The sequence below is a fragment of the Streptomyces sp. SJL17-4 genome (assembly GCF_036826855.1).
In the GTDB taxonomy this organism is placed as follows: Bacteria; Actinomycetota; Actinomycetes; order Streptomycetales; family Streptomycetaceae; genus Streptomyces.
Genome location: NZ_CP104578.1, coordinates 3,947,827 through 3,970,253 on the forward strand (window position 1 = coordinate 3,947,827; position 22,427 = coordinate 3,970,253).

A 22,427-nucleotide genomic window follows, 5' to 3' on the forward strand; every position below is an offset into this window, starting at 1 on the left:
GTCCCGTATGCCGAGATCCCCCGCGATCCGGGAATGACAGGCATGAAACGGAGGTTGACGCATGTCATGCCGCCTTCCTCCGCCGAGCCCACGACACCCCCCGCCGAGCCGAACCCCGGGCCCTCCGCACGGGCCGCCGAGTCCTCCACAGCGGCCCCCGGATCCCCCGCCCCCGCCACCCGCATGCCGCTGGCCGTCTACATCCTCGGCCTGTCCGTCTTCGCGCTCGGCACGAGCGAGTTCATGCTCTCCGGACTGCTGGAGTCCATCGCGGAGGACATGAACGTCTCCATCCCCCGCGCCGGACTGCTCATCTCGGCCTTCGCGATCGGCATGGTCGTCGGCGCGCCCCTGCTCGCCGTCGCCACCCTGCGGCTCCCCCGCAAGGCCACCCTCATCGCCCTCATCACCGTCTTCGGACTCGGCCAGATAGCCGGTGCCCTCGCACCCAACTACGCGATCCTCTTCGCCTCCCGCGTCATCAGCGCCCTCGCCTGCGCCGGCTTCTGGGCGGTCGGCGCGGCGGTGGCCATCGCGATGGTCCCGGTCGGCTCGCGCGCCCGCGCCATGGCGGTCATGATCGGCGGCCTCTCCATCGCCAACGTCCTCGGCGTCCCCGCCGGTGCCTTCCTCGGCGAGCACCTCGGCTGGCGCTCCGCGTTCTGGGCGGTCGGCCTCGCCTCCGCGATCGCCCTCGTCGGCGTGGCGACCCGCATCCCCCGCATCCCCCTCCCCGAGACGAAGCCCCGCCTCAGGAGCGAGGTCGCCATCTACCGCGACCGCCAGGTCCTCCTCTCGATCGTCGTCACCGCCCTCGCCGCGGGCGGCGTCTTCTGCGCCTTCTCCTACCTGGCCCCGCTGCTCACCGACGTGTCCGGCCTCGACGACGGCTGGGTCTCGGGCGTCCTCGGGCTCTTCGGCATCGGCGCGGTGATCGGTACGACGATCGGCGGCCGGGTCGCCGACGCCCACCTCTTCGGCGTGATGCTCACCGGCATCGCCGCCTCCACGGTCTTCCTGGTCGCCCTGGCCCTCTTCGTGTCCAGCCCGGTCGCCACGATCGTGCTGACCTTCCTCCTCGGCGTCTCCGCCTTCTACACGGCCCCGGCCCTCAACGCCCGCATGTTCAACGTCGCCGGCGTCGCCCCCACCCTCGCGGGCGCCACCACCACCGCCGCCTTCAACCTCGGCAACACGGGCGGCCCCTGGCTCGGCGGCACGGTCATCGACGCGGGCCTCGGCTTCGCCTCGACGGCCTGGGCTGGCGCGGCGATGACGGCCGTCGGCCTGGCGACGGCAGCGGTGGCCCTGAAGCTCCACACCTCCCGGTCCCGCGTGGTGACCTCCGGGATCCCGCAGGCCGAGAAGGCCGCATCCCCCACCTCCCGCTGACCCCCGACGTCGGGCCGCGGGCAGCGGGCCGGGGGCCCGCGGCCGAAATCCCCTTGGTGCGGCTCCGTCACCGCCGTACGGTGGCCCGGTGACGACGCAGATGATCATCCTCAACGGCGGCTCCAGCGCGGGGAAGTCCGGCATCGTACGGTGCCTCCAGGCCGTACTCCCCGACCCCTGGCTCGCGTTCGGCGTCGACTCGCTCATCGACGCGATGCCCCTGAAGATGCAGAGCTCGGACGACGGCATCGAGTTCGACGCCGACGGCGGGGTGAACATCGGCGCCGACTTCCGCGCCCTGGAAGGCGCCTGGGCCCAGGGCGTCGTCACCATGGCCCGCGCAGGCGCCCGGATCATCATCGACGACGTCTTCCTGAGCGGAGCCGCCGCCCAGGACCGCTGGCGGAGCTTCGTCGGCGACCTCGACGTGCTCTGGGTCGGCGTCCGGTGCGACAGCACCGTCGCCGAGGGCCGCGAGATCGCGCGCGGCGACCGGGTCGCCGGAATGGCCGCGAAGCAGGCGGACATCGTGCACCGGGGCGTCGTCTACGACGTGGAGGTCGACACCACTCACACCGAATCGCTGGAGTGCGCCCGCGCCATCGCGGACCGCGTCGCCTGACCCGTACGCCGAGGTCGTCCGACCCGTACACCGAGGTCGTCCGACCCGTACGCCTCACGCCGAGGTCAGGTCCCGCACCAGGCCTCCGTGAACACCGTCAGGCGGGTGCCGGCCGGCCCTTCGGGCGCCGGAGCCCCGCCTCCGTGAGACGCCTCAGCAGCTCCTTCGACCCGACCTCGACCGCACCACCGGCCACGGCGTCCGCGTACCGGTCGGAGGGGATGTCGTAGTGGTCCCGCTCGAACGCGCGGGGCGGTGCGCCGATCGAGGCGGCGAAGGCGTGCAGCTCCTCGAAGGAGACGTCGCTGACCAGGTGCGACCACATGCGGCCGTGCCCCGGCCAGGTCGGCGGGTCGATATAGAGGGTCACCTGCGGGAGCTCCTCACTTCAGGCCGCCCACCGGCGCGACCACGACACCCTGCTTCCCGCAGACCCAGTGCGGGTCCGGCCCCAGCTCGGGCTCCACGTCCAGGGCGTGCGGGTCGCCCGTGGAGCAGACCGGGCAGAGGGGCCAGCGGCCGTACCGTTCGAGCAGGGCGTCCTGGACGTCCTGGGCGACGAGACCGGCGACGTACGTCAGGCCCTCGGGCCACTGCTCGACCCACCAGCGCCGGTGGGTCACCGCGTCCTCCACCATCGACACCACCTCGGCCGCGGCGACCTCGCGTGCCACCAGGTCGGCCAGTACCAGGGCGCGGGCAGTGTGCAGCGCCTGCTCCAGGGGGTCGATGTCGTCCATGCCCCCATTGTCACCCGGGGCGAGCGCACCTCGCGAAAAGGCCGAAGGTCCCACCCCGACCCGGGACCGGTCCGGGATCGGTCGGGGATCGGTCCGGGACCGACGGGCTCTTGTCGCACCACCCATCCGAAAGTATCTTTCAGATGTGACCAATGATGTGAAGGAAAGTTTCACGGGTGACGCGCCGCCCGCCCCCGCCGCGCTCGCGGCCAAGGTGCGGACCCTCGCGCCGTCCATGACCCGCTCGATGCAGCGGGTCGCCGAAGCCGTCGCCGAAGACCCCGCCGGCTGCGCCGCGCTCACGGTCACCGGCCTCGCCGAGCTCACCGGCACCAGTGAGGCGACCGTCGTCCGCACCGCCCGCCTCCTCGGCTACCCCGGCTACCGCGACCTCCGGCTCGCCCTCGCCGGACTCGCCGCCCAGCAGCAGTCCGGCCGCGCGCCCGCCGTCACCGCCGACATCGCCGTCGACGACCCGATCGCCGACGTCGTCGCCAAGCTGGCCTACGACGAGCAGCAGACCCTCGCCGACACCGCCGCCGGACTCGACACCGTCCAGCTCGGCGCCGCCGTCGCCGCCCTCGCCACCGCCCGCCGCATCGACATCTACGGCATCGGCGCCTCCGGACTCGTCGCCCAGGACCTCGGCCAGAAACTCCTCCGCATCGGCCTGATCGCACACGCCCACAGCGACCCGCACCTCGCCGTCACCAACGCCGTGCAGCTCCGCTCCGGCGACGTCGCCATCGCCATCACCCACTCCGGCTCGACCGGCGACGTCATAGAGCCGCTCCGGGTCGCCTTCGACCGCGGGGCGACGACGGTCGCGATCACCGGCCGCCCGGACGGGCCGGTCACGCAGTACGCCGACCACATCCTGACCACCTCCACCGCCCGCGAGAGCGAACTGCGCCCCGCCGCCATGTCGTCCCGGACCAGCCAACTCCTGGTCGTGGACTGCCTGTTCACCTGCGTCACACAGCGTACGTACGAGACGGCGGCCCCTGCCCTCGCCGCCTCGTACGAAGCCCTGGCCCACCGCCACTCACCCCGCACCCGCTGACGACCACAGCACCGAAAGAGCCGCTCGTGTCTGCTACCTACTCCGAACTCCGCGCCCAGCTGGCCACGCTCACCACCGAAGCGTTCCGTCCGGAACTGGCCGAGATCGACCAGCTCCCCACCGCCGAGATCGCCGCGCTCATGAACGGCGAGGACGCCACCGTCCCCGCCGCCGTCGCCCGGCAGCTCCCCGCCATCGCCGCCGCCATCGACGCCACCGCCGAGCGCATGGCCCGCGGCGGACGCCTCATCTACCTCGGCGCCGGCACCGCGGGCCGCCTCGGCGTCCTCGACGCCAGCGAGTGCCCGCCCACCTTCAACACCGACCCCAGCGAGGTCGTCGGCCTCATCGCGGGCGGCCCGTCCGCCATGATCAAGGCCGTCGAAGGAGCCGAGGACTCGAAGGAACTCGCCGCCGAGGACCTCACCGCGCTCGGCGTCACCGCGGACGACACCGTCGTCGGCATCTCCGCCTCCGGCCGCACCCCGTACGCCATCGGCGCCGTCGAACACGCCCGCGCGCGGGGCGCGCTCACCATCGGCCTCTCCTGCAACGAGGACAGCGCCCTCGCCGCCGCCGCCGAGCACGGCATCGAGGTCGTCCCCGGCCCGGAGCTGCTCACCGGCTCGACCCGGCTCAAGGCGGGCACCGCCCAGAAGCTCGTCCTCAACATGATCTCGACGATCACGATGATCCGGCTCGGCAAGACGTACGGAAACCTCATGGTCGACGTCCGCGCCTCCAACGAGAAGCTCCAGGCCCGCTCGCGGCGGATCGTCGCCCTGGCCACCGGCGCGCCGGACGAGCAGATCGAGACCGCCCTCGCCGCCGCCGACGGGGAGGTGAAGAACGCCATCCTCATGATCCTCGCCGACATCGACGCCCCGACGGCCGCCCAGCGCCTGACCGACTCCCAGGGCCACCTGCGCGCGGCGCTGCACGCGAAGACCAGCTGAGCCCCCTCCCCTCACAGCAAGGCACCACCCCTCCATGAGCACAGACGACAAGAACCGCGCCATCGCCGCCGCGATCCTCCCCCTCGTCGGCGGCGCCGAGAACATCAGCTCCGTGGCCCACTGCATGACCCGCCTCCGGCTGGGTCTGCGCGACCGCTCGCTCGTCCAGGACGAGGCCCTCAAGGCACTGCCCGCCGTGATGGGCGTCGTGGAGGACGACACGTACCAGATCGTCCTCGGCCCGGGCACCGTCGCCCGCGTGACCCCGGAGATCGAGGCCCTGGTGTCGGCGGCCCCGCAGCCGACGCACTCGGCGGAGGACCTCGCGGCGCAGGGCGCGGCCCTGAAGGCGGCACGGAAGGCGAAGAACGCCACCCCGTTCAAGCTCTTCCTCCGCCGGATCGCGAACATCTTCGTCCCGCTGATCCCCGCGCTCATCGGCTGCGGCATCATCGCCGGCCTCAACGGACTGCTCGTCAACCTCGGCTGGCTGCCCGGCGTCACACCGGCGCTCGCGGCGATGGCGAGCGGCTTCATGGCGCTCATCGCGGTCTTCGTCGGCTACAACACGGCGAAGGAGTTCGGCGGTACGGCGATCCTCGGCGGCGCGGTCGCGGCGATCATCGTCTTCCCGGGCGTCGCCAAGATCGACGCCTTCGGCCAGACGCTCTCCCCCGGCCAGGGCGGTGTGCTCGGCGCGCTCGGCGCGGCGATCCTCGCGGTGTACGTGGAGAAGTGGTGCCGCCGCTGGGTGCCGGAGTCCCTCGACGTCCTGGTCACCCCGACCCTGACGGTCCTGATCTCGGGCCTGGTCACGATCTTCGGTCTGATGTTCGTTGCCGGTGAGATCTCCGCCGCCATCGGCGAGTTCGCCGACTGGCTCCTCGCGAACGCGGGCGCCGGAGCGGGCTTCCTGCTCGGCGGCCTGTTCCTGCCGCTGGTGATGCTGGGCCTGCACCAGGCCCTCATCCCGATCCACACCACGCTCATCGAGCAGCAGGGCTACACGGTCCTCCTCCCCATCCTGGCGATGGCGGGCGCGGGCCAGGTCGGCGCGGCGATGGCCGTCTACCTGAAGCTCCCGCGCAACGGCTCGATCCGCCGCACGATCAAGTCGGCGCTCCCGGCCGGTTTCCTGGGCGTCGGCGAGCCCCTCATCTACGGCGTATCCCTCCCCCTCGGCCGCCCGTTCATCACGGCCTGCGTCGGTGGAGCTTTCGGCGGCGGCTTCGTCGGGCTGTTCAGCATGCTGGGCGACACGGTCGGCTCGACGGCGATCGGCCCCTCGGGCTGGGCACTGTTCCCCCTCCTCGACGGAAACAAGGGCCTGGGCGAGACGATCGCGATCTACGCGGGCGGCCTGATCGCCGGCTACCTGGCGGGCTTCGTGGCGACGTACTTCTGGGGCTTCAGCAGGGAACTCCTGGAGGAGTTCAACGTGGACACGGAGACGGAACCGGCGGAGGTCACGGTGGCGGCGGGCGGCCCGACGCCGGAACGGGAGCCGGAGCCGGCGAAGGTCTGAGCACAGACACACGAAGGGCCCGGCCGGACGGAATCCGACCGGGCCCTTCCTCACCTGCTCACGGGCTCACGGGCTCACGGGGCTCACCTGCACAGGACGTCCTCGTCCGGCCGCACACCGTCGACAAGGAACCGGGTCACGGCCAGATCCCCACAGGCGTTCCCGTTCCCGAGGTAGACCCCGTGCCCGCCACGGTCGACGGAGACGAGCCGGGCACGCTCGCCGAGGGCGCGCCGCATGCCCATCCCCTTGGAGTACGGGGTGGAGGGATCCCGCAGGTTCTGGATCATCAGGAAGTTGGACGGCCCCCGGTCGGTGATGCGGACGGGCTTCTCGACGGCCCCGCCCTTCCAGTACGCGCAGGGGGTGACGTTCACGGGCATGCCGCCGGTCAGGGGGTGCAGGGCCCGGTCGGCGTCGACGGCCCGCTCGAAGGTCCGCACGGACTGCCGGGGCCAGTCGACGTCGTTGCAGATGACGCCGACGGTGATGGCGGCGGCGTCGTCGGGCATGGCGCCGGCCAACTCGGGCGGCAGGACGGGCTCGCCCTCCGGATCGAGGGCGGAGGTGACGAGCCGGGCGAAGCCGGGGAAGGCGGCGTCGGAGTAGAGGGCCTGCTGGAGGGCCTGAAGCAGCATGGTGCCGGTGAGAGCCACGCCGGAAGTGCTGGTGGGGCGAGGCTCCCGGTCGAGCCGAGCGGCGAGATCGAGCACGAGGGGCCGTACCTCCTGGGGCCGTTGGGCGAGACGGCCCTCACCCCTGTCGGGGTGGGACGCCCAGGCGGCGAAGTCGGGGAAGCGGTCTTCAACGCCCCGTGACATACCCTCCAGCCATCCGCGGGCGACCCGCTTCGGGTCGGGGTCGTTGCTGCTGTCGAGGACCCAGCGGTCGGTGCGCCCGGGGAACTTCTCGGCGTACGAGGCGGCGACGTAGGTCCCGTACGAGACGGCCCAGGCGGACAGCTTCCGCTCGCCGAGGGCCTGCCGCAGCCGGTCGAGATCGCGCACCTGATTGGCGGTGGTCAGCCCGCGCAGCATGGCACCGCCGTTGCGGGCGCAGGCCTCGGCGGTCCGCTTCGACCGAGCGACGTTGTCATCGATCGTCCCGTCGGCACCGGGCCAGGACCGCAGGGTGACCATCCACCGATCGGCCTCGGCGAGCCCGCACCGCGCCTTGTCGGACCCACCGACCCCGCGGGGGTCGAAGGCCACGAGGTCATAGGCCCCACCCATCTCCCGGGCGAGCGCGGCCCCCTTCTGCGCGAGCCGCTGGACGCCGGAGCTACCGGGCCCGCCGGGAATCACCATGAGGGTGCCGCGCCGGACGTCGGGGTGGGTACTGGCGATCCGGGACACGGCAAGTTGAACCTGCTCCCCGTCGGGATCGGCGTAATCGAGGGGTACGGAGAGCTTGGCGCACTGCTGCCCGGGCAGCGGCTTCACGGCGGGGTCGCACACTCCCCAGTCGAGCCCGGCGGCGGAGGCGGGAGCGACGCCGCCACCGGCGAGACCGAGCCCGGCGACGATGGCGACGGAGAGGCCGAGGAGGGAAGCGTTGCGTGCGAGGTTCGCTGTCATGCCCACAGCTTCGCGAAACCGGGCCACGGGTCCCATCCGGCAGGCAGGCGCCCCAGGGGTAGGGCCAACCCCCGGAGGGCGGAGGGGTGTTCGGGCCCGGGGGGGGAGGGGTCCTTGGGGTGGGCCGACTTCCTTGGTGCGGGTGGGACCGCCCTCTTTCCGAGAGTCGCTCCTTCCGGCGGCGCGTCAAGGGCGCTCCCTGCGGTCGCGTCGCTGCGCGATGGCCTTCGGCCACCCTTGACCCACCACCTCCAGGAGCGAAAACACTCTCGGAGGGCGGTCCAGGGGACGGGGTCACGCGTACGGCCCGGGCAGCGGCCGGGGCGGGAGGGCGTGTGCCGGCCGGTGGGTGGGGGCTTGGTTCGCGGCCGAGGGGGATGGGCTTCCGTCGGCCGGTTCGGGTGCGCGGTTGTTGAATGGGGCGGCGGGGCGACGCTTAGCGTCGGAATGCCGATCGGAGCGGGGCTTCAGGCCCCGCTGGTCACTCCCGGCGGGTGGGGGCGTGAGTAACTCTGCACTTCTCGAAGTAACAGGCCCCAGATTAAGCCTCATTGGGGGTGAATCGCCCTTATCGGGCGATGAAAGTGCAAGAAACTCTCACCGCCACCGCCGAACCACCCACTCACACAGACCAGCGGGGCCTGAAGCCCAGCTAACCGACATCCGCAATCCGCTGAGCCCAGCCCGACCGCCCCATTCAACAACCGCGCACCCCCAACCCACCGGACTTCACCCACCGGCCCGAGCAACGAACCAAGCCCCCACCCACCCAGGCACACAGCCAACACACGCCCCACCGATGCCCGGCCTCGCACCCCACCCACAAGCCCCACGCCGCCCACGACGCGCAACCACCCCCCAGCAGTCCGCGTAGGCCCCGGCCCTCGGCCGCCCTCCGAGTGTGAAAAGGCGGCCTCCGCCGCCGGGTCAAGGGTGGGCGCAGCCCATCGCGCAGCGACGCGACCGAAGGGAGCGCCCTTGACGCGGTGGTGGAGGCCGCCACACTCGGAAAGAGGGCGGCCGCACCCGCACCCTCACAGTCGGCCCACCCCCTGAGCCTTATCGGGGTGACGGCGCCCCCGCCCCCGGGAGATCATCCCCCTCATGACCACTACCCCCACCACCACTACCCCCACCACCGCCTCCGCCGCCGGCACCTGGACCCTCGGGGACCTCACCGTCAACCGCATCGGCTTCGGTGCCATGCGGCTGCCCCAGCGCGGCGAGGCTCTCGTCGAGACCGCCGTCCCGCGCGATCGCGGCGAGGCCATCGCCGTACTGCGCAAGGCCGTTGACCTCGGCGTGAACCACATCGACACCGCCGCCTTCTACTTCTCGCCGCTCCGCTCCGCCAACGAGCTGATCAACAGCGCCTTCGGCGGGTCCTACCCCGACGACCTCGTCATCGCCACCAAGGTCGGCCCCTGCCGTGACACCTCCGGCGCCTGGGCCACGCACGCGCGCACCCCCGCCGCCCTGCGCGGCCAGGTCGAGGAGAACCTGCGCCAGCTCGGTCGCGACCACCTCGACGTCGTCAACCTCCGTGTCGTCGGCAGCGATTCGATCGCCGAGCGCTTCGGCGCCCTCGCCGAGCTCCGTGACGCCGGACTCATCCGCCATCTCGGCGTCTCCAACATCACCCCCGAGCAGCTCACCGAGGCGCAGGCCATCGCCCCCGTCGTCTGCGTGCAGAACATGTACGGAATCGGGGTCCGCCCCGAGTACGAGGACTTCGTGCGTCTCTGCGGCGAGCAGGGCATCGCCTTCGTGCCGTTCTACGCGATCGCCGCCGCCGGCCGTCAGGGCGGAGTCACCACCCCGGAGAGCCCCGAGGTCCTCGCCGTCGCCGAGGCCCACGGCGCGAGCCCCGCCCAGATCCGGATCGCCTGGACCCTTCACCAGGGCCCCCACCTCCTCGCCATCCCCGGCACCGGCGACCCCGACCACCTCGCCGCCAACGTCGCCGCCGGCGCGCTCCGGCTCACCGACGAGGACCTGGCCCTCCTCGACCGACCGCACCGCACGCCCGCCGACGACGACGACGCTTCCTAGCCCCGCCGGCTCCCCGGGCGCCCTCATAGACTCCACCGTCATGACGCACACGCCGAGCCCCGCCGCCCGCTCCGCCCTGGCCGCCGCCCTCGCCGCCGACCTCGCCCCCACCGGCATCCTCCGCGCCTCCGTCAACCTCGGGAACCCGGTGCTCGCGCAGGGCACCCCCGAGGCGCCGTCCGGGATCACCGTCGATCTGGCGCGGGAGATCGGGGCGCGGCTCGGGCTTCCCGTCGAGCTGCTCTGCTTCGACGCGGCTCGGAAGTCCTTCGAGGCGATGGCCGACGGCCGGGCCGACCTCTGTTTCCTCGCCGTGGATCCGGCGCGGGAGACGGAGGTCGCCTTCACCGCCCCGTACGTCGTCATCGAGGGCGTGTACGCCGTCCCCCGCGACTCCGGCCTCACCGCCGTCGAGGACGTCGACGCGCCCGGCATCCGGATCGGCGTCAAGCAGGGCTCCGCGTACGACCTGTTCCTCTCCCGGACCCTCGCGCACGCGTCGGTCGTCCGAGGGGCGGAGGGCGTCGACACGTTCCGGGAGGGGGGCCTGGAGGTGGGCGCAGGCATCCGGCAGCCGATGACCTCGTACGTCGCGGCGAACCCCGAAGTCCGCTTGATCGAGGGCCGGTTCATGGAGATCCGGCAGGCGGTCGGGACGACGGTCGACCGCGCCCCGGAGACCGTCGCCTTCCTCCGCTCCACCGTCGAGGAGCTGAAGGCGAACGGCTTCGTCGCGGACTCGCTCCGCCGCGCCGGGCAGGACGCGGGGCTGCTCGCCCCGCCCGCCTGACCCTGACAGCACCGGGGGACAGGACGCTCAGCCGCCCGTCACGTCCGCCGGCGTCAGCGGCTTCCCCGGGATCAGGATCCGGTCCCCGGGTCCGTACGGGATCAGCTCGTCCCACCACCTCGCCGCCGGGTCGAAACGGGCGTACGCCACCGTGCCGGCCGGGGCGGGATCGCGGGCCCTGAGCGCGCGGAGGGCGAAGGCGGGACCGTCCTGGAGCCGGACGATCCCGTCGACGGCCAGCGGGCCGCGCTCCGTGCGCATCACCGGCCCGCCGACGGCGGGCGCGCGCCCCTGGACCTGCCGCCGTACGGCCTCGGCGTGGACGTCCAGGACCGTGGCCAGCGGCAGACCGAAGCAGCGCCGCGCGCCCGCGCCGCGCTCGACGAGCATGCGGTACGGGACGAGGCCGAGCCCGGTCTGCTCCCGCCACATGCGCGCCCAGGTCCCGGCGTCGTCGTTGACGTGCCGGAGGACGGCGGCCTGGGTACGTACCACCGCTCCCGTCGCGAGGAGGCGGCCGACGGCCCGGCGGGCCGGTTCCGGGTGGAGCTCCCGGGGGTGGGAGACGTGGAGCAGCAGGGTGAGGTGGCGGCCGGAGGCGACGACGCGTTCGAGGAGGCGGAGGAGGTCGTCGGCGTCGGGGGCGTCGAGGAAGCGCTGCGGGGAGAAGGACACGGCCTTGCTGCGGATGCGGACCGTCCGTATGCGCGGCCGGTCGAGGAGCGCGGTGACGTACGGATCGAGCAGCTCGGCCCGCATGAGCAGGGGGTCCTCGCCGCCGAGGACGACGTCGGTGATCTCCGGGTGCCCGGCGAGGTGGGCGGAGAGCGCCCCGGGCCCACCAAGCGCCCGCTCGCGCGCGGGGTCGCCGGTGTAGCGGGGCCAGCGGAAGCAGGATGCACAGTGGGTGGGGCAGGTCCGGCCCCGGCGGGGGTCCTGGTCGGGGAGGACGAGCAGCGTCTCCGGGTACGGGTGGCGGAGTTCCCCGCAGTCCCGGCCGCCCGGGTGGGGGTCGAGCCGTTCGCGCAGGCCGTCGACGACGAGCCGTAGTCGGTCCCGGTCGCCGTTCCGCAGCGTCTGCTCGACGGCGGCGAAGTCCGCGGGGGCGAGCAGGTCGCGGTGGGGCACGAGGAGCCGGTAGAGGGGGTCGTCGGGGGCGCGCGACCAGTCGATGAGTTCGTCGGCGGCGTGGGAGCCGACCCTGAGCGGCAGCACGCGGCCGACGACGTCGGCGTCGTGGGCGAGGGCGGGCTGCCCGGTGCGGTCGGCGATGAGTGCGGCAAGGCGGTGACCTGTGTAGACGGTCACCCGTTCCCCACCACCAGGACGTCGGTCGTCTGCACGGTCGTTGCCTCCCCGAAGACCTCACCGAAGGCCTCCTCGAAGGCCTCACCGATGGCTGGTGCGGCGCACCCCGGACGATGATGGGGAGCGGGGCCCCGGCCCGCCAATGGCCCTAGCGGTGGCCCGTCTTGGGGACAACTGAGGAGTCCGGCCAATCATGCGCGGCGCGTACCGGACAGTGCCGTGTGACACGAACGTCCGGTACGGGCCGTTACGACCGGGTTCACACCCGAGGGCTTTCGGCCCGGCGTACGCCCGGGGCAACTGCCAGATTGGCGCCTTTCCTCCCCACCGACAACTGCGGCTCAAGCCGTAGGCGCCACCGCGTGGGAGCGCTTCGGAAATCGGCCGAGGAAGTGCCCTCGGCGGCGGCCGGGAGGCCGCCTTCCCGGCCCTGAAAGCCCTCTTCCGGAGGCCCGGCCGCCCCGCGCCACCCCCAGCTCCAACACCGCCCCAAGGGGCCGTCATTGCGCCACACAACCCCTCCCCGCATAGGCTCTGACCTGGCCTTTCACCCCAACTCCCCCTAGCCTTGAGGGACTCGGAGGGGAGATCCACATGGGTCTGAACGACCGCAACATCCGCACCGTCGACGACGTCCTGAACCTGCTCGACGGGCTCTTCGCGCCCGATGCCGACCGGTGGTCCGGTGGCGGGGCCGACTGGTGGGACGGGTTCTACGCCGACCGGGACAAGCCCGTGCCGTTCTTCGTCGCCAAGCCCGACGAGAACCTCGTCTCGTACGTCGAGCGGGGGCTGCTCCCGGCCGGGGGCGGGCGGGCCCTCGACCTCGGCTGCGGGCCCGGACGGAACAGCCTGTACCTCGCGTCGCTCGGCTACGAGGTGGACGCCGTCGACCTCTCCGCCACCGCGATCCGCTGGGCCGGGGAACGGGCCCGCGAGACCGGGGCCACCGGAATCCGATTCGTGTGCGGCGACGCCTTCGCACCCGGGACCGTCCTCGACGGGCCGTACGACCTCGTCTACGACTCCGGCTGCTTCCACCACCTGCCGCCGCACCGCCGCATCAGCTACCTCGCGCTCCTGGACCGCGTCCTCGCGCCCGGCGGGCACTTCGCACTCACCGCGTTCGCCGCCGGGGAGGGCGGCATGGGCTCCGAACTGCCCGACGCCGACTTCTACCGGAAGGGCAGGCTGGACGGCGGACTCGCCTATACGGACGCCTCGTTGTGCGGCATCTTCGCCGACCTGACCGACGTCGAGGTCCGTCGCATGCGCGACGAGCCGGCCGACGCCCCCACCTTCGGCGAAGCCTTCCTCTGGACGGCACTCTTCCGACGCCCGTAATCCGATGGGGGGCCGGGGCCCCGGCGACCGTAATTCGGTGGGGGTCGGGACCCCGGCCCCCTACCCTCGCCCCATGGGCCACGCCAAGACCTCGTACGTCTGCCTGCCGTGCCGCGCCTCGTACAAGCAGCCGTACGACACCTCGCGCGAGCGGCGGTGTCCGCGCTGTGCGCGCGCCCTCATCCACGTCGGGTCCGCCTTCGCGCCGCCCCGCCGCCGGGACGTCTCGGGCTGGCGGGCACTGTCGGTCGTCCTCCATGCCGGAATCCGGTTCCACAAGAACTGCTGCTTCGGCGGGCCCGGTTACCGCCCCCGCACCCTCTCCGAGGTCAAGGCCGGCCTGGTCCGCGCCCGCCGCACCGGTGAGCCGATCGCGCAGGCGCTCACCCGCTGCGGATAGGGCCGGACAAGGCCCTCACATCGACGTCAGGTGCTGCGCGAGCCGGTCGTACTGCTCCCGTACTCCCGCCTCCATGCCCGCCGCCAGCGCCTGGTCCCTGATCTCGTTCGACGGCCAGAAGGACGTGCTGGTCAGGGCCGTACCGCCGTCCGGAGTCGCGTCGAAGGTGAGCGTGACGCGGACCGGGTCCCCGTCCGGCATCTGCTCGAAGACCTCCGTGTAGTCGAGCCGCTCGGCCGGGACGACGTCCTCGTACCTGCCGGAGAAGACGATCTGCTGTCCGTCCGGGGCGGTCTGGCCCCAGCGCCACGCGCCGCCCACCCGCAGATCGATGTCGACGACCGTCGTGGTCAGTCCGGACACCCCGTACCACTCCCGTACGTGCGCCGGGACCGTCCACGCCTCCCAGACCCTGGCCGGCGGGGCGTCGAAGGTGCGGGTGATGACCAGCTCGCGGTCGGCCGGGGTCGTCAGGAGGGTGACCATGGTCCGTTCCCTTCCGAAAGAAGCCGCTCCAGTGGCTCTTCCAGTGGCTCTTCCAGGATCGCCCCGCCGCCCCGGCCCAGCACGTCCAGCCCGCGCGCAAACCAAGTGAACATGTTCAACGCATGAGCGCTAAAGTTCTGCCACGCGGCCGTCCCGACCATGACGCAGCCGCCGACTTCAGACCTGTGGGGGGTCCCCTTTGCCGCGCACTACGCGCCGGCTTCCGCACGCCCTCGTGCGTGCCGCTGCCGTTTTCGTTCTCTCGGCGGGCGTCACCGTGCCCGCCCTCGTCCACGCCCCGACCGCCTACGCGGCCGACGTGTCCGCCACCTTCACCACCGACGACGCCAAGTTCGGCGTCCAGATCGCCGGCCGCCCGCTGTGGATCCAGGTCAGTGTCCTGGCCTCCACCGCGCCCGACGCCGCCGCCCTCGCCTCGACCGACGCCCTGAGCTGGCAGGACGGGAACACGGACACCGGCCGGCCCTACGGCTACGTCACCGACACCGCGCTGCGGCTGCCCGAGGGCACCCCGTACGGCAGCTATCCGGTCCGCGTCGAGTACCGGCTGCCCGGCGGCACCGTCCAGAGGTGGACCGGCGGCACGTACGCCCACAAGCTGCACACCGGCGTCTCGCAGCTCTCCTTCGACCGGAAGACCACCAGCCTCACCGCCCGGACGGTCGTCCTCTCCGGCAAGGCCACGACCTGGGACCCGGTCACCGGCACCGTGACGCCCGCCCGTGCCGGCACCAGGGTCAAGGTCAGCCTCAGCACCGTCTCCGACACCTGGAAGGAGCTGACGGGCACGGCGACCACCGGCGCCGACGGCGCCTTCTCGCTGCCGTTCACCCCGAACGCCGCGATCAACCGCGGCACCGCGACCGTCGTCACCCCGGTCGCCGACACCGTGCCCGCCGCCGCCGCGCCCGTCCCCGAGGTCGGCGTCGAGAAGACCACGTACCGGATCGCGGCCAAGCTGAACAAGTACCGCGTCGCGCAGCACACGAACGTCACCGTCGCCGGCCGCGTCGAGCGGCTGACCCCGGACGGCTGGAAGCCGTACGCGGGCGCGCCGCTCATCACCACCAGCCAGAAGCCGTCCTTCGACCTGGCGGTCCACGGGCGCATGGGCAGCGGCGTCTCGGCGGCGAACGGCACCTTCTCGTACGGGGCGCGCGCCACGCACGCGACGCAGGTGTTCACCTCCCTCGCGCCGTCGGTGTACTACCAGTCCCGCGCGTACGACGAGGGGAACATCGCCGTCCCCCAGCCCTTCTCGTTCACCAACTGGCGCATCACCCTCGACGAGTACGGCCGGGTCCGCGGCACCGGCCGGATGACGACCCAGGCGTGGTGCGGGGAGCAGACCGTCACCCTCCAGGCCTCCCTGGACAACGGCCGCACGTGGCGGAACCTCTCCGGCGCCAGGGCGAGCGGCGGCACCGCCGGCTACTGCCCGTTCGACGTCTCGTCCGGCGGCTACGTCAACGCGCTCTACCGGCTGCACCACGCCGAGAACGACCACATGGTCGCCAGGACCACCGGCAGCGTCCGGCTCGGCCGCGTCCCGACCCGGTTCTCCGCTTTCGCCATCACGCCCTCCCGGCCGTACGTGGACGCCAAGATGACTGTCTCCGGCACCCTCCAGCAGCGGACCGGCGGCGTCTGGAAGCCCCTCAAGGGCGCCAAGGTCACGCTCGTGTTCAAGCCCAAGGGCGACACCCAGTGGTACTGGGTGACCCGGAACGTCACCACCGGCAGCAACGGAAAGTTCAGCTTCCGCGCCACCAACTACGGCGACGGTTCCTGGGCGTTGGTGAAGCAGTCCGCGAACGGCTACTTCTACAGCGAGACGAAGGCGAAGTACATCGATGCGCGCTGACCTCCGGCGGACCACCGCCGCCCCGCTCGCCACGGCCGTGCCGAGACGCCTCACCACGGCCGTGCCGAGAACCCTCACCACCGCAGTGCCGAGAACCCTCGCCACGGCCCTCGCCGCGGTCCTCCTCGGCACGGGCGGCGCCCTCGCCACCCCGGCCCCGGCCGCCGCCGACACCCCCACCCCCTCCCCCCTCGGCATCGGCCCCGCCGTCACCGAGAGCCACCAGCGCGGCATCTTCGGCGTGTCCGCCTGGACCGACACCCCCGGTGTCACCATCACCAAGGTCTCCGCGACGCTCCGCAAGGGCGACACCGTCGTCGAGATCCCCTCGCTCCCCGCGTACGAGTGGGACAAGGGCCGCTTCGGCCTGGGCCAGGCGCCGCTGAAGCTGACCGAGGACGGCGGCACGATGCCCACCCTCGGCCGGTACGCCATCGACATCACGGCCACCGACTCGCGCGGCAACACCCGCACCCGCACCGACGCCGGCGTCCTCGACTTCACGCTCAGGCCGCAGCTGGAGTTCGCCTTCTCCGCCCCCGGCTGGGACGACCGCACCACGGTCCCCAGCGGCACCCTGACCGGTGTCCAGCCCGGCTCCGGCGACATCGTGCCGATCACCGGCCGGACGATCGACGTCCAGCGGACGACACCCCCGGCGAGCCCGGTCCAGTCCCCCGTCACCGACGGGACGGGCGCCTTCACCGGCGAGGCGTACACGGACGTCAGGCCGGGCGACGAGTTCCGGGTCGCCTACACCGAGGACAGCGACGAGGTCCACGGCAGCGCCGTCTGGACCCGCACCCTCTACACCTGGCGCCCGCACACCGTGACCGTGAAGGCCACCACCGACCGCGTACGGGTCCTCCCCGGACAGCAGGCCACCGTCACCGGCCGGATGACCGACCCGAAGAACGGCGGCGCGCCCCTGGCCGGCCAGCAGCTCCGGATCGGCCCGACCTCGGGCAGCTACCTCCACCCCACGTTCGCCAAGGTCGTCACGACCGACGCCGACGGCCGGTTCACCACACGGATCCCGTCCCTCCCCGGGCTGCGCATCGACGGCTGGGCGGCCGCCCCGGTCGACCCGTACCAGAGCTTCGGCACCGCCACGGTGGGCGGCCGGCTCGCGATGCCGCAGGAGGCACGGGTCCTCCTCCGCTCCCGCACACTGTCGGCCGACGCGAAGGTGACGGCGACCGGGAAGCTGCGCGCCACCTACGACCCCGAGGCCTCCGTCAGCGCGCAGCCGCTCCTCCTGGAGGTCTCGGCCGACGGCCGGACCGGCTGGCGGCAGATCGGCTCCGCCAAGGCGGACGACTACTACGACACCGTCGTCAGGGCCGGCAGCCGCGGCGGCTGGTACCGGCTGCGGCACCCGGCGACGGACGTCCTCGCCGAGGCCGTGAGCAACACCTTCCGCCTCGTCCGCACCGAGACCCGGATCACCGGAGCGAACGCCGGTCCCGAGCCGGTCCGCAAGGGCGCGTACGTCACCATGACGGGCACGCTCCAGCACTACACGAACCGCGCCTGGCGGACGTTCGGGAGCGGGTCCGTGGCCCTGCAGTTCCAGGCGAAGGGTTCGACGACCTGGCGTCAGGTCGCCACCGGCCGCCCGGCCGCCAACGGCAGGATCTCGCTCAGGGCGAAGGCGACCGTGGACGGGACCTGGCGTCTCCGGTACTACGGCGACGCCACGCACTTCACGTCGCCGTTCTCCTGGGCCGACTACCTCGACGTGCGCTGATCTACTGACCGGCTGACCGGCTGGTCGGCTGGTCGACCGGCCGACCTACCGGCTGATCGACCGCTGTGAAACGCCCGAGGGCGGCACCCCCTGGTGGGGGTGCCGCCCTCGGTCCGTTCTTGCGTCCCGCGTTCCGCGTTCCGCGATGAACCACCGATCCCGAAGGATCAGAAGTCCATGTCACCGCCCGGCATGCCGCCGCCGGCCGGCGCGGACGCCTTCTCCGGCTTGTCGGCGATGACGGCCTCGGTGGTGAGGAACAGCGCGGCGATCGACGCGGCGTTCTGCAGCGCGGAGCGCGTGACCTTCGCCGGGTCGATGATGCCCTCGGCGATGAGGTCGACGTACTCGTTGGTCGCGGCGTTCAGGCCGTGGCCGACGGGCAGGTTGCGGACCTTCTCCGCCACGACGCCGCCCTCGAGGCCGGCGTTGACCGCGATCTGCTTCAGCGGGGCCTCAAGCGCCAGCTTGACGATGTTGGCACCGGTGGCCTCGTCGCCCGCCAGGTCCGCCTCGAGCTTCTCGAAGACCGAGGAAGCCTGGAGCAGGGCCACGCCGCCACCGGCGACGATGCCCTCCTCGACGGCCGCCTTCGCGTTGCGAACGGCGTCCTCGATGCGGTGCTTGCGCTCCTTGAGCTCGACCTCGGTCGCGGCACCGGCCTTGATGACGGCCACGCCGCCGGCCAGCTTCGCGAGGCGCTCCTGGAGCTTCTCGCGGTCGTAGTCCGAGTCGCTGTTCTCGATCTCGGCGCGGATCTGGTTCACGCGACCGGCGACCTGCTCGCTGTCACCGGCACCGTCGACGATGGTGGTCTCGTCCTTGGTGATGACGACCTTGCGGGCGCGGCCCAGCAGGTCGAGGCCCGCGTTCTCCAGCTTCAGGCCGACCTCCTCGGAGATGACCGTGCCGCCGGTGAGGATGGCGATGTCGTTCAGCATGGCCTTGCGACGGTCGCCGAAGCCCGGGGCCTTGACCGCGACGGACTTGAAGGTGCCGCGGATCTTGTTGACGACCAGGGTCGACAGGGCCTCGCCCTCGACGTCCTCGGCGATGATCAGCAGCGGCTTGCCCGACTGCATGACCTTCTCCAGGAGCGGGAGCAGGTCCTTCACCGAGGAGATCTTGGAGTTGACGATGAGGAGGTACGGGTCGTCGAGCGACGACTCCATGCGCTCCATGTCGGTGGCGAAGTACGCCGAGATGTAGCCCTTGTCGAAGCGCATACCCTCGGTGAGCTCCAGCTCCAGACCGAAGGTCTGGGACTCCTCGACGGTGATGACGCCTTCCTTGCCGACCTTGTCCATCGCCTCGGCGATGAGCTCGCCGATCTGGGTGTCGGCGGCGGAGATGGAGGCCGTGGAAGCGATCTGCTCCTTGGTCTCGACATCCTTCGCCTGCTCGAGCAGGGCGCCGGAGACGGCCTCGACGGCCTTCTCGATACCACGCTTGAGGGCCATCGGGTTGGCACCGGCGGCCACGTTGCGCAGGCCCTCGCGGACGAGCGCCTGGGCGAGAACGGTGGCGGTGGTCGTACCGTCGCCGGCGACGTCGTCCGTCTTCTTGGCGACTTCCTTGACCAGCTCGGCGCCGATCTTCTCGTACGGGTCCTCGAGCTCGATCTCCTTGGCGATGGAGACACCATCGTTGGTGATCGTGGGGGCGCCCCACTTCTTCTCGAGGACGACGTTGCGACCCTTGGGGCCGAGGGTGACCTTGACGGCGTCAGCGAGCTGGTTCATGCCGCGCTCGAGACCGCGCCGGGCCTCCTCGTCGAACGCGATGATCTTGGCCATGTGAAGTGGTCCTCCCGGACATGGGGTGGATAACGCTCCAGGACCGCGCCGACGCCCGCGACGGACGGCCTCCGCAACTCCGCGTGGTTCCTTGCCCCACCCGGCCGGCGGCCTCGTCTGCCCGATCCTCGTAGCACTCTCACCTGCCGAGTGCTAACGCCAATGATTAGCACTCGCCCTATGAGAGTGCAAGCCGTTCCGAAGGAACGTCGATGAGGGGCGGTGGTCGGGCGACGGGAGGGGGCAAGCGACTCTCGACGATCGGGACGTACGGACGAGGGTCCGGGAACGCGTGAGGGGCCCGCTTCCCCTCAGGGATGCGGGCCCCTCGACGGCGTTGCGTCGGTGGCCGATCGCGCCGCGCTCAGACGGCGAGCTTGACCATGTCCGCCTGCGGACCCTTCTGGCCCTGCGAGATCTCGAACTCGACTCGCTGTCCCTCTTCGAGGCTGCGGTAGCCATCCATCTGGATCGCGCTGTAGTGGACGAAAACATCCGCACCACCGTCGACCGCGATGAAGCCGTAGCCCTTCTCCGCGTTGAACCACTTGACGGTGCCCTGAGCCATGCCTAACTCCCCTATTACTGGCCCTTGCGCGGGACCCGCACTTCGCGGAACCCGGGTCAGACCCTGCGCCGGAACGCGTCGACCGCGGCTGAATGTATCTGCCCAACTGCCCTCTGCAACAGGTCAATCGAGCGAGAATTCTGGGCGCCACGGAAAGGCGAATTGGGGAGAATCCCTTGAATTACGGGGCAAGTCGGGCCCGGCAAAGCGTGCAGAAGGTACACAACGCGCACGCACTTTGGCTGCTTCTTGTCGTGCGGGGACGCATTCTCATATGCGCCCGGCATGGGCAGCGGAGGGGACTTCCCCAACTCTACCGCGCTCAACCATGCAGAATTGCCCCTTCCGCTTTATGGCGCGGAAGGGGCAATTCAAGAAAGACGGGACAAGCGATACGGGTCAGCCTCCGGCGACGGCCGGGATGATCGAGACGCCGGCGCCGGCCGGGGTGGCCGTCTCCAGGCCCTGCTCGAAGCGCACGTCGTCGTCGTTCACGTAGACGTTGACGAAGCGGCGCAGCTTGCCCTGGTCGTCCAGGACGCGGGCGGCGATGCCCGTGTGGTTCTTCTCCAGGTCCGCGATGACCTCGGCGAGGGTCGTGCCCTCGGCCTGGACCTCGGACCGACCGCCCGTGTAGGTGCGGAGGATGGTGGGGATGCGGACGTTCACGGCCATGTCTTCGTAACCTTTCAGCGGTCCAGCGGTCTTCAGTGGGCCAGGCCGGCGTCGCGGAACGCGTCCAGGCTCGGGCGGATGGTGACGGTCGCCTGAGAGGTGTCGGCCACCGCGTCCAGGGTCTTGAGGCCGTCGCCGGTGTTGAGGACGACGGTGGTGAGGTTCGGGTCGATCAGCCCGTTCTCGACGAGCTTCTTCGCGACGCCGACGGTCACGCCGCCCGCGGTCTCGGCGAAGATGCCCTCGGTCTGCGCGAGGAGCTTGATCGCGTCCACGACCTGCTCGTCGTCGACGTCCTCCACCGCGCCACCCGTCCGGCGGGCGATGTCGAGGACGTACGGGCCGTCGGCCGGGTTGCCGATCGCCAGCGACTTGGCGATCGTGTTCGGCTTCTGGGGCCGTACGACGTCGTGGCCGGCCTTGAAGGCCACCGACACCGGGGAGCAGCCCTCGGCCTGGGCGCCGAAGATCTTGTACGGCTTGTCCTCGACGAGGCCCAGCTTGATGAGCTCCTGGAGACCCTTGTCGATCTTCGTGAGCTGGGAGCCGGAGGCGATCGGGATGACGAGCTGGTCGGGGATGACCCAGCCGAGCTGTTCGCAGATCTCGTACGCCAGCGTCTTCGAGCCCTCGCCGTAGTACGGGCGGAGGTTGACGTTGACGAAGCCCCAGCCCTCGCCCAGCGGGTCGCCGATGAGCTCGGAGCAGAAGCGGTTGACGTCGTCGTAGTTGCCCTCGATGGCGACGAGGTCACCGCCGTAGACCCCGGCCATGACGACCTTGCCCTGCTCCAGGTCGTGCGGGATGAACACACAGGAGCGGAAGCCGGCGCGGGCGGCGGCGGCGCCGACGGCGCCGGCCAGGTTGCCCGTGGAGGAGCAGGAGAGGGTGGTGAAGCCGAAGGCGCGGGCGGCCTCGATGGCCTGGGCGACGACCCGGTCCTTGAAGGAGTGGGTCGGGTTGCCGGAGTCGTCCTTGACGAAGAGCTTGCCGGGGGCGACGCCGATCTCGCGGGCGAGGTTGTCGGCCTGGACGAGCTTGGTCCAGCCCGGGTTCAGGTTCGGCTTGTCGGCGACGTCGGCGGGGACGGGCAGCAGCGGGGCGTAGCGCCAGATGTTGGCGGGGCCGGCCTCGATCTGCTTGCGCAGTGCCTCGGGGTCACCGGTGGGGAGGTCGTACGCGACTTCGAGCGGTCCGAAACAGAGTTCGCAGGCGAAGATCGGGCCGAGCGGGAAGAATTCACCGCATTCGCGACAGGAAAGCCCGGACGCGGGACCGAGGTCGACCGAAGTGGCGGGGGTAACAGTCTGTACAGCCATGGAGGCGAGGCCCTTTCTCCTCATCTTTCCCATGACGAATTTTTCGCCATGAGACGGATTTGGCACCTTCCCTAGCCGGGAGCCTCGCTGGAGGACGAGTAACCGACTGGAGGGTTGCCGGGGCTTCAACGGGCCGTTTCCCTCTGCCCCTCTGGATGAGCGGTATTCGATTGTGAAGC

Annotated in this window: 20 protein-coding genes and 1 riboswitch; of the genes, 11 read left to right on the forward strand and 9 right to left on the reverse strand. The window is 71.5% G+C overall.

Going from position 1 to position 22,427, the window contains the following annotated elements; genetic code table 11:
* The first annotated feature begins 183 nt into the window (after window positions 1–183).
* Window positions 184–1,392: a Cmx/CmrA family chloramphenicol efflux MFS transporter gene (locus N5875_RS17510; RefSeq protein ID WP_338499187.1), complete on the forward strand. Its 1,209-nt coding sequence runs from the start codon at window positions 184–186 to the stop codon at window positions 1,390–1,392.
* Between the two features lie 88 nt (window positions 1,393–1,480).
* Entirely contained in the window at window positions 1,481–2,014 is a 534-nt protein-coding gene (gene cpt, locus N5875_RS17515) for a chloramphenicol phosphotransferase CPT (RefSeq protein ID WP_338494688.1), read from the forward strand.
* A 97-nt stretch (window positions 2,015–2,111) separates the two neighbouring features.
* On the opposite strand, the gene N5875_RS17520 is transcribed toward cpt, so the two are convergent.
* Window positions 2,112–2,384, reverse strand: coding sequence for a DUF4031 domain-containing protein (locus N5875_RS17520; RefSeq protein WP_318212915.1), 273 nt, complete (start codon window positions 2,382–2,384; stop codon window positions 2,112–2,114).
* A 13-nt stretch (window positions 2,385–2,397) separates the two neighbouring features.
* A complete protein-coding gene (locus tag N5875_RS17525; RefSeq protein WP_318212916.1) occupies window positions 2,398–2,754 on the reverse strand; it encodes a hypothetical protein in 357 nt (118 codons plus the stop codon).
* A 145-nt stretch (window positions 2,755–2,899) separates the two neighbouring features.
* Here N5875_RS17525 and N5875_RS17530 point away from each other — a divergent pair, with 145 nt between their 5' ends.
* Genes N5875_RS17530 through N5875_RS17540 form a run of 3 tightly spaced genes read left to right on the forward strand, consistent with a single transcriptional unit; the run spans window position 2,900 to window position 6,298 of the window.
* Window positions 2,900–3,817 (forward strand): MurR/RpiR family transcriptional regulator, encoded by a 918-nt coding sequence (locus tag N5875_RS17530; RefSeq protein ID WP_318212917.1) that lies wholly within the window; start codon window positions 2,900–2,902, stop codon window positions 3,815–3,817.
* A 26-nt stretch (window positions 3,818–3,843) separates the two neighbouring features.
* Window positions 3,844–4,773 (forward strand): N-acetylmuramic acid 6-phosphate etherase, encoded by a 930-nt coding sequence (murQ, locus tag N5875_RS17535; RefSeq protein ID WP_338494691.1) that lies wholly within the window; start codon window positions 3,844–3,846, stop codon window positions 4,771–4,773.
* A 34-nt stretch (window positions 4,774–4,807) separates the two neighbouring features.
* Window positions 4,808–6,298 (forward strand): PTS transporter subunit EIIC, encoded by a 1,491-nt coding sequence (locus N5875_RS17540; RefSeq protein WP_338494693.1) that lies wholly within the window; start codon window positions 4,808–4,810, stop codon window positions 6,296–6,298.
* An 83-nt stretch (window positions 6,299–6,381) separates the two neighbouring features.
* Here N5875_RS17540 and N5875_RS17545 read toward each other — a convergent pair whose 3' ends face one another.
* Window positions 6,382–7,875, reverse strand: coding sequence for an alpha/beta hydrolase (locus N5875_RS17545; protein WP_338494696.1), 1,494 nt, complete (start codon window positions 7,873–7,875; stop codon window positions 6,382–6,384).
* Between the two features lie 1,104 nt (window positions 7,876–8,979).
* Here N5875_RS17545 and N5875_RS17550 point away from each other — a divergent pair.
* Both N5875_RS17550 and N5875_RS17555 read left to right on the forward strand, forming a co-directional pair.
* Window positions 8,980–9,927 (forward strand): aldo/keto reductase, encoded by a 948-nt coding sequence (locus tag N5875_RS17550; protein ID WP_338494699.1) that lies wholly within the window; start codon window positions 8,980–8,982, stop codon window positions 9,925–9,927.
* Window positions 9,928–9,967: 40 nt separating this feature from the next.
* The gene (locus N5875_RS17555; protein WP_338494700.1) at window positions 9,968–10,717 is read left to right on the forward strand and encodes a transporter substrate-binding domain-containing protein; all 750 of its coding nucleotides are present in this window, start codon (window positions 9,968–9,970) and stop codon (window positions 10,715–10,717) included.
* 27 nt (window positions 10,718–10,744) lie between these two features.
* On the opposite strand, the gene N5875_RS17560 is transcribed toward N5875_RS17555, so the two are convergent.
* Window positions 10,745–12,025 carry a lysine 2,3-aminomutase gene (locus tag N5875_RS17560; protein ID WP_338494703.1) on the reverse strand — a complete coding sequence of 427 codons (1,281 nt, stop codon included), beginning with the start codon at window positions 12,023–12,025 and terminating at the stop codon, window positions 10,745–10,747.
* 594 nt (window positions 12,026–12,619) lie between these two features.
* On the opposite strand from N5875_RS17560, the gene N5875_RS17565 reads away from it, so the two are divergent.
* Together N5875_RS17565 and N5875_RS17570 are read left to right on the forward strand one after the other, a co-directional pair.
* Window positions 12,620–13,369, forward strand: coding sequence for a class I SAM-dependent methyltransferase (locus N5875_RS17565; protein ID WP_338494706.1), 750 nt, complete (start codon window positions 12,620–12,622; stop codon window positions 13,367–13,369).
* Between the two features lie 73 nt (window positions 13,370–13,442).
* Window positions 13,443–13,769, forward strand: coding sequence for a deoxyxylulose-5-phosphate synthase (locus N5875_RS17570; RefSeq protein ID WP_318208579.1), 327 nt, complete (start codon window positions 13,443–13,445; stop codon window positions 13,767–13,769).
* Between the two features lie 15 nt (window positions 13,770–13,784).
* Here N5875_RS17570 and N5875_RS17575 read toward each other — a convergent pair whose 3' ends face one another.
* The gene (locus tag N5875_RS17575) at window positions 13,785–14,255 is read right to left on the reverse strand and encodes an SRPBCC domain-containing protein (RefSeq protein ID WP_318208578.1); all 471 of its coding nucleotides are present in this window, start codon (window positions 14,253–14,255) and stop codon (window positions 13,785–13,787) included.
* 235 nt (window positions 14,256–14,490) lie between these two features.
* Between N5875_RS17575 and N5875_RS17580 the strand changes: the two genes are divergently transcribed.
* Both N5875_RS17580 and N5875_RS17585 read left to right on the forward strand, forming a co-directional pair.
* Window positions 14,491–16,140: a hypothetical protein gene (locus tag N5875_RS17580; protein WP_338494712.1), complete on the forward strand. Its 1,650-nt coding sequence runs from the start codon at window positions 14,491–14,493 to the stop codon at window positions 16,138–16,140.
* Complete coding sequence (locus N5875_RS17585) at window positions 16,130–17,890, forward strand: hypothetical protein (RefSeq protein ID WP_338494715.1); 1,761 nt, start codon at window positions 16,130–16,132, stop codon at window positions 17,888–17,890. Before N5875_RS17580 ends, N5875_RS17585 begins: the two co-directional genes overlap by 11 nt.
* A gap of 167 nt (window positions 17,891–18,057) precedes the next feature.
* On the opposite strand, the gene groL is transcribed toward N5875_RS17585, so the two are convergent.
* The 4 genes from groL to thrC form a co-directional block, all read right to left on the reverse strand.
* Complete coding sequence (gene groL, locus N5875_RS17590) at window positions 18,058–19,686, reverse strand: chaperonin GroEL (RefSeq protein ID WP_189836124.1); 1,629 nt, start codon at window positions 19,684–19,686, stop codon at window positions 18,058–18,060.
* A gap of 364 nt (window positions 19,687–20,050) precedes the next feature.
* Window positions 20,051–20,254 carry a cold-shock protein gene (locus N5875_RS17595; RefSeq protein WP_015035246.1) on the reverse strand — a complete coding sequence of 68 codons (204 nt, stop codon included), beginning with the start codon at window positions 20,252–20,254 and terminating at the stop codon, window positions 20,051–20,053.
* A gap of 399 nt (window positions 20,255–20,653) precedes the next feature.
* A complete protein-coding gene (locus N5875_RS17600) occupies window positions 20,654–20,929 on the reverse strand; it encodes a MoaD/ThiS family protein (RefSeq protein ID WP_317873523.1) in 276 nt (91 codons plus the stop codon).
* A gap of 32 nt (window positions 20,930–20,961) precedes the next feature.
* The gene (gene thrC, locus N5875_RS17605) at window positions 20,962–22,272 is read right to left on the reverse strand and encodes a threonine synthase (protein ID WP_318208575.1); all 1,311 of its coding nucleotides are present in this window, start codon (window positions 22,270–22,272) and stop codon (window positions 20,962–20,964) included.
* Window positions 22,266–22,410: riboswitch (SAM riboswitch) on the reverse strand. It overlaps the preceding gene by 7 nt.
* Window positions 22,411–22,427: the final 17 nt, after the last annotated feature.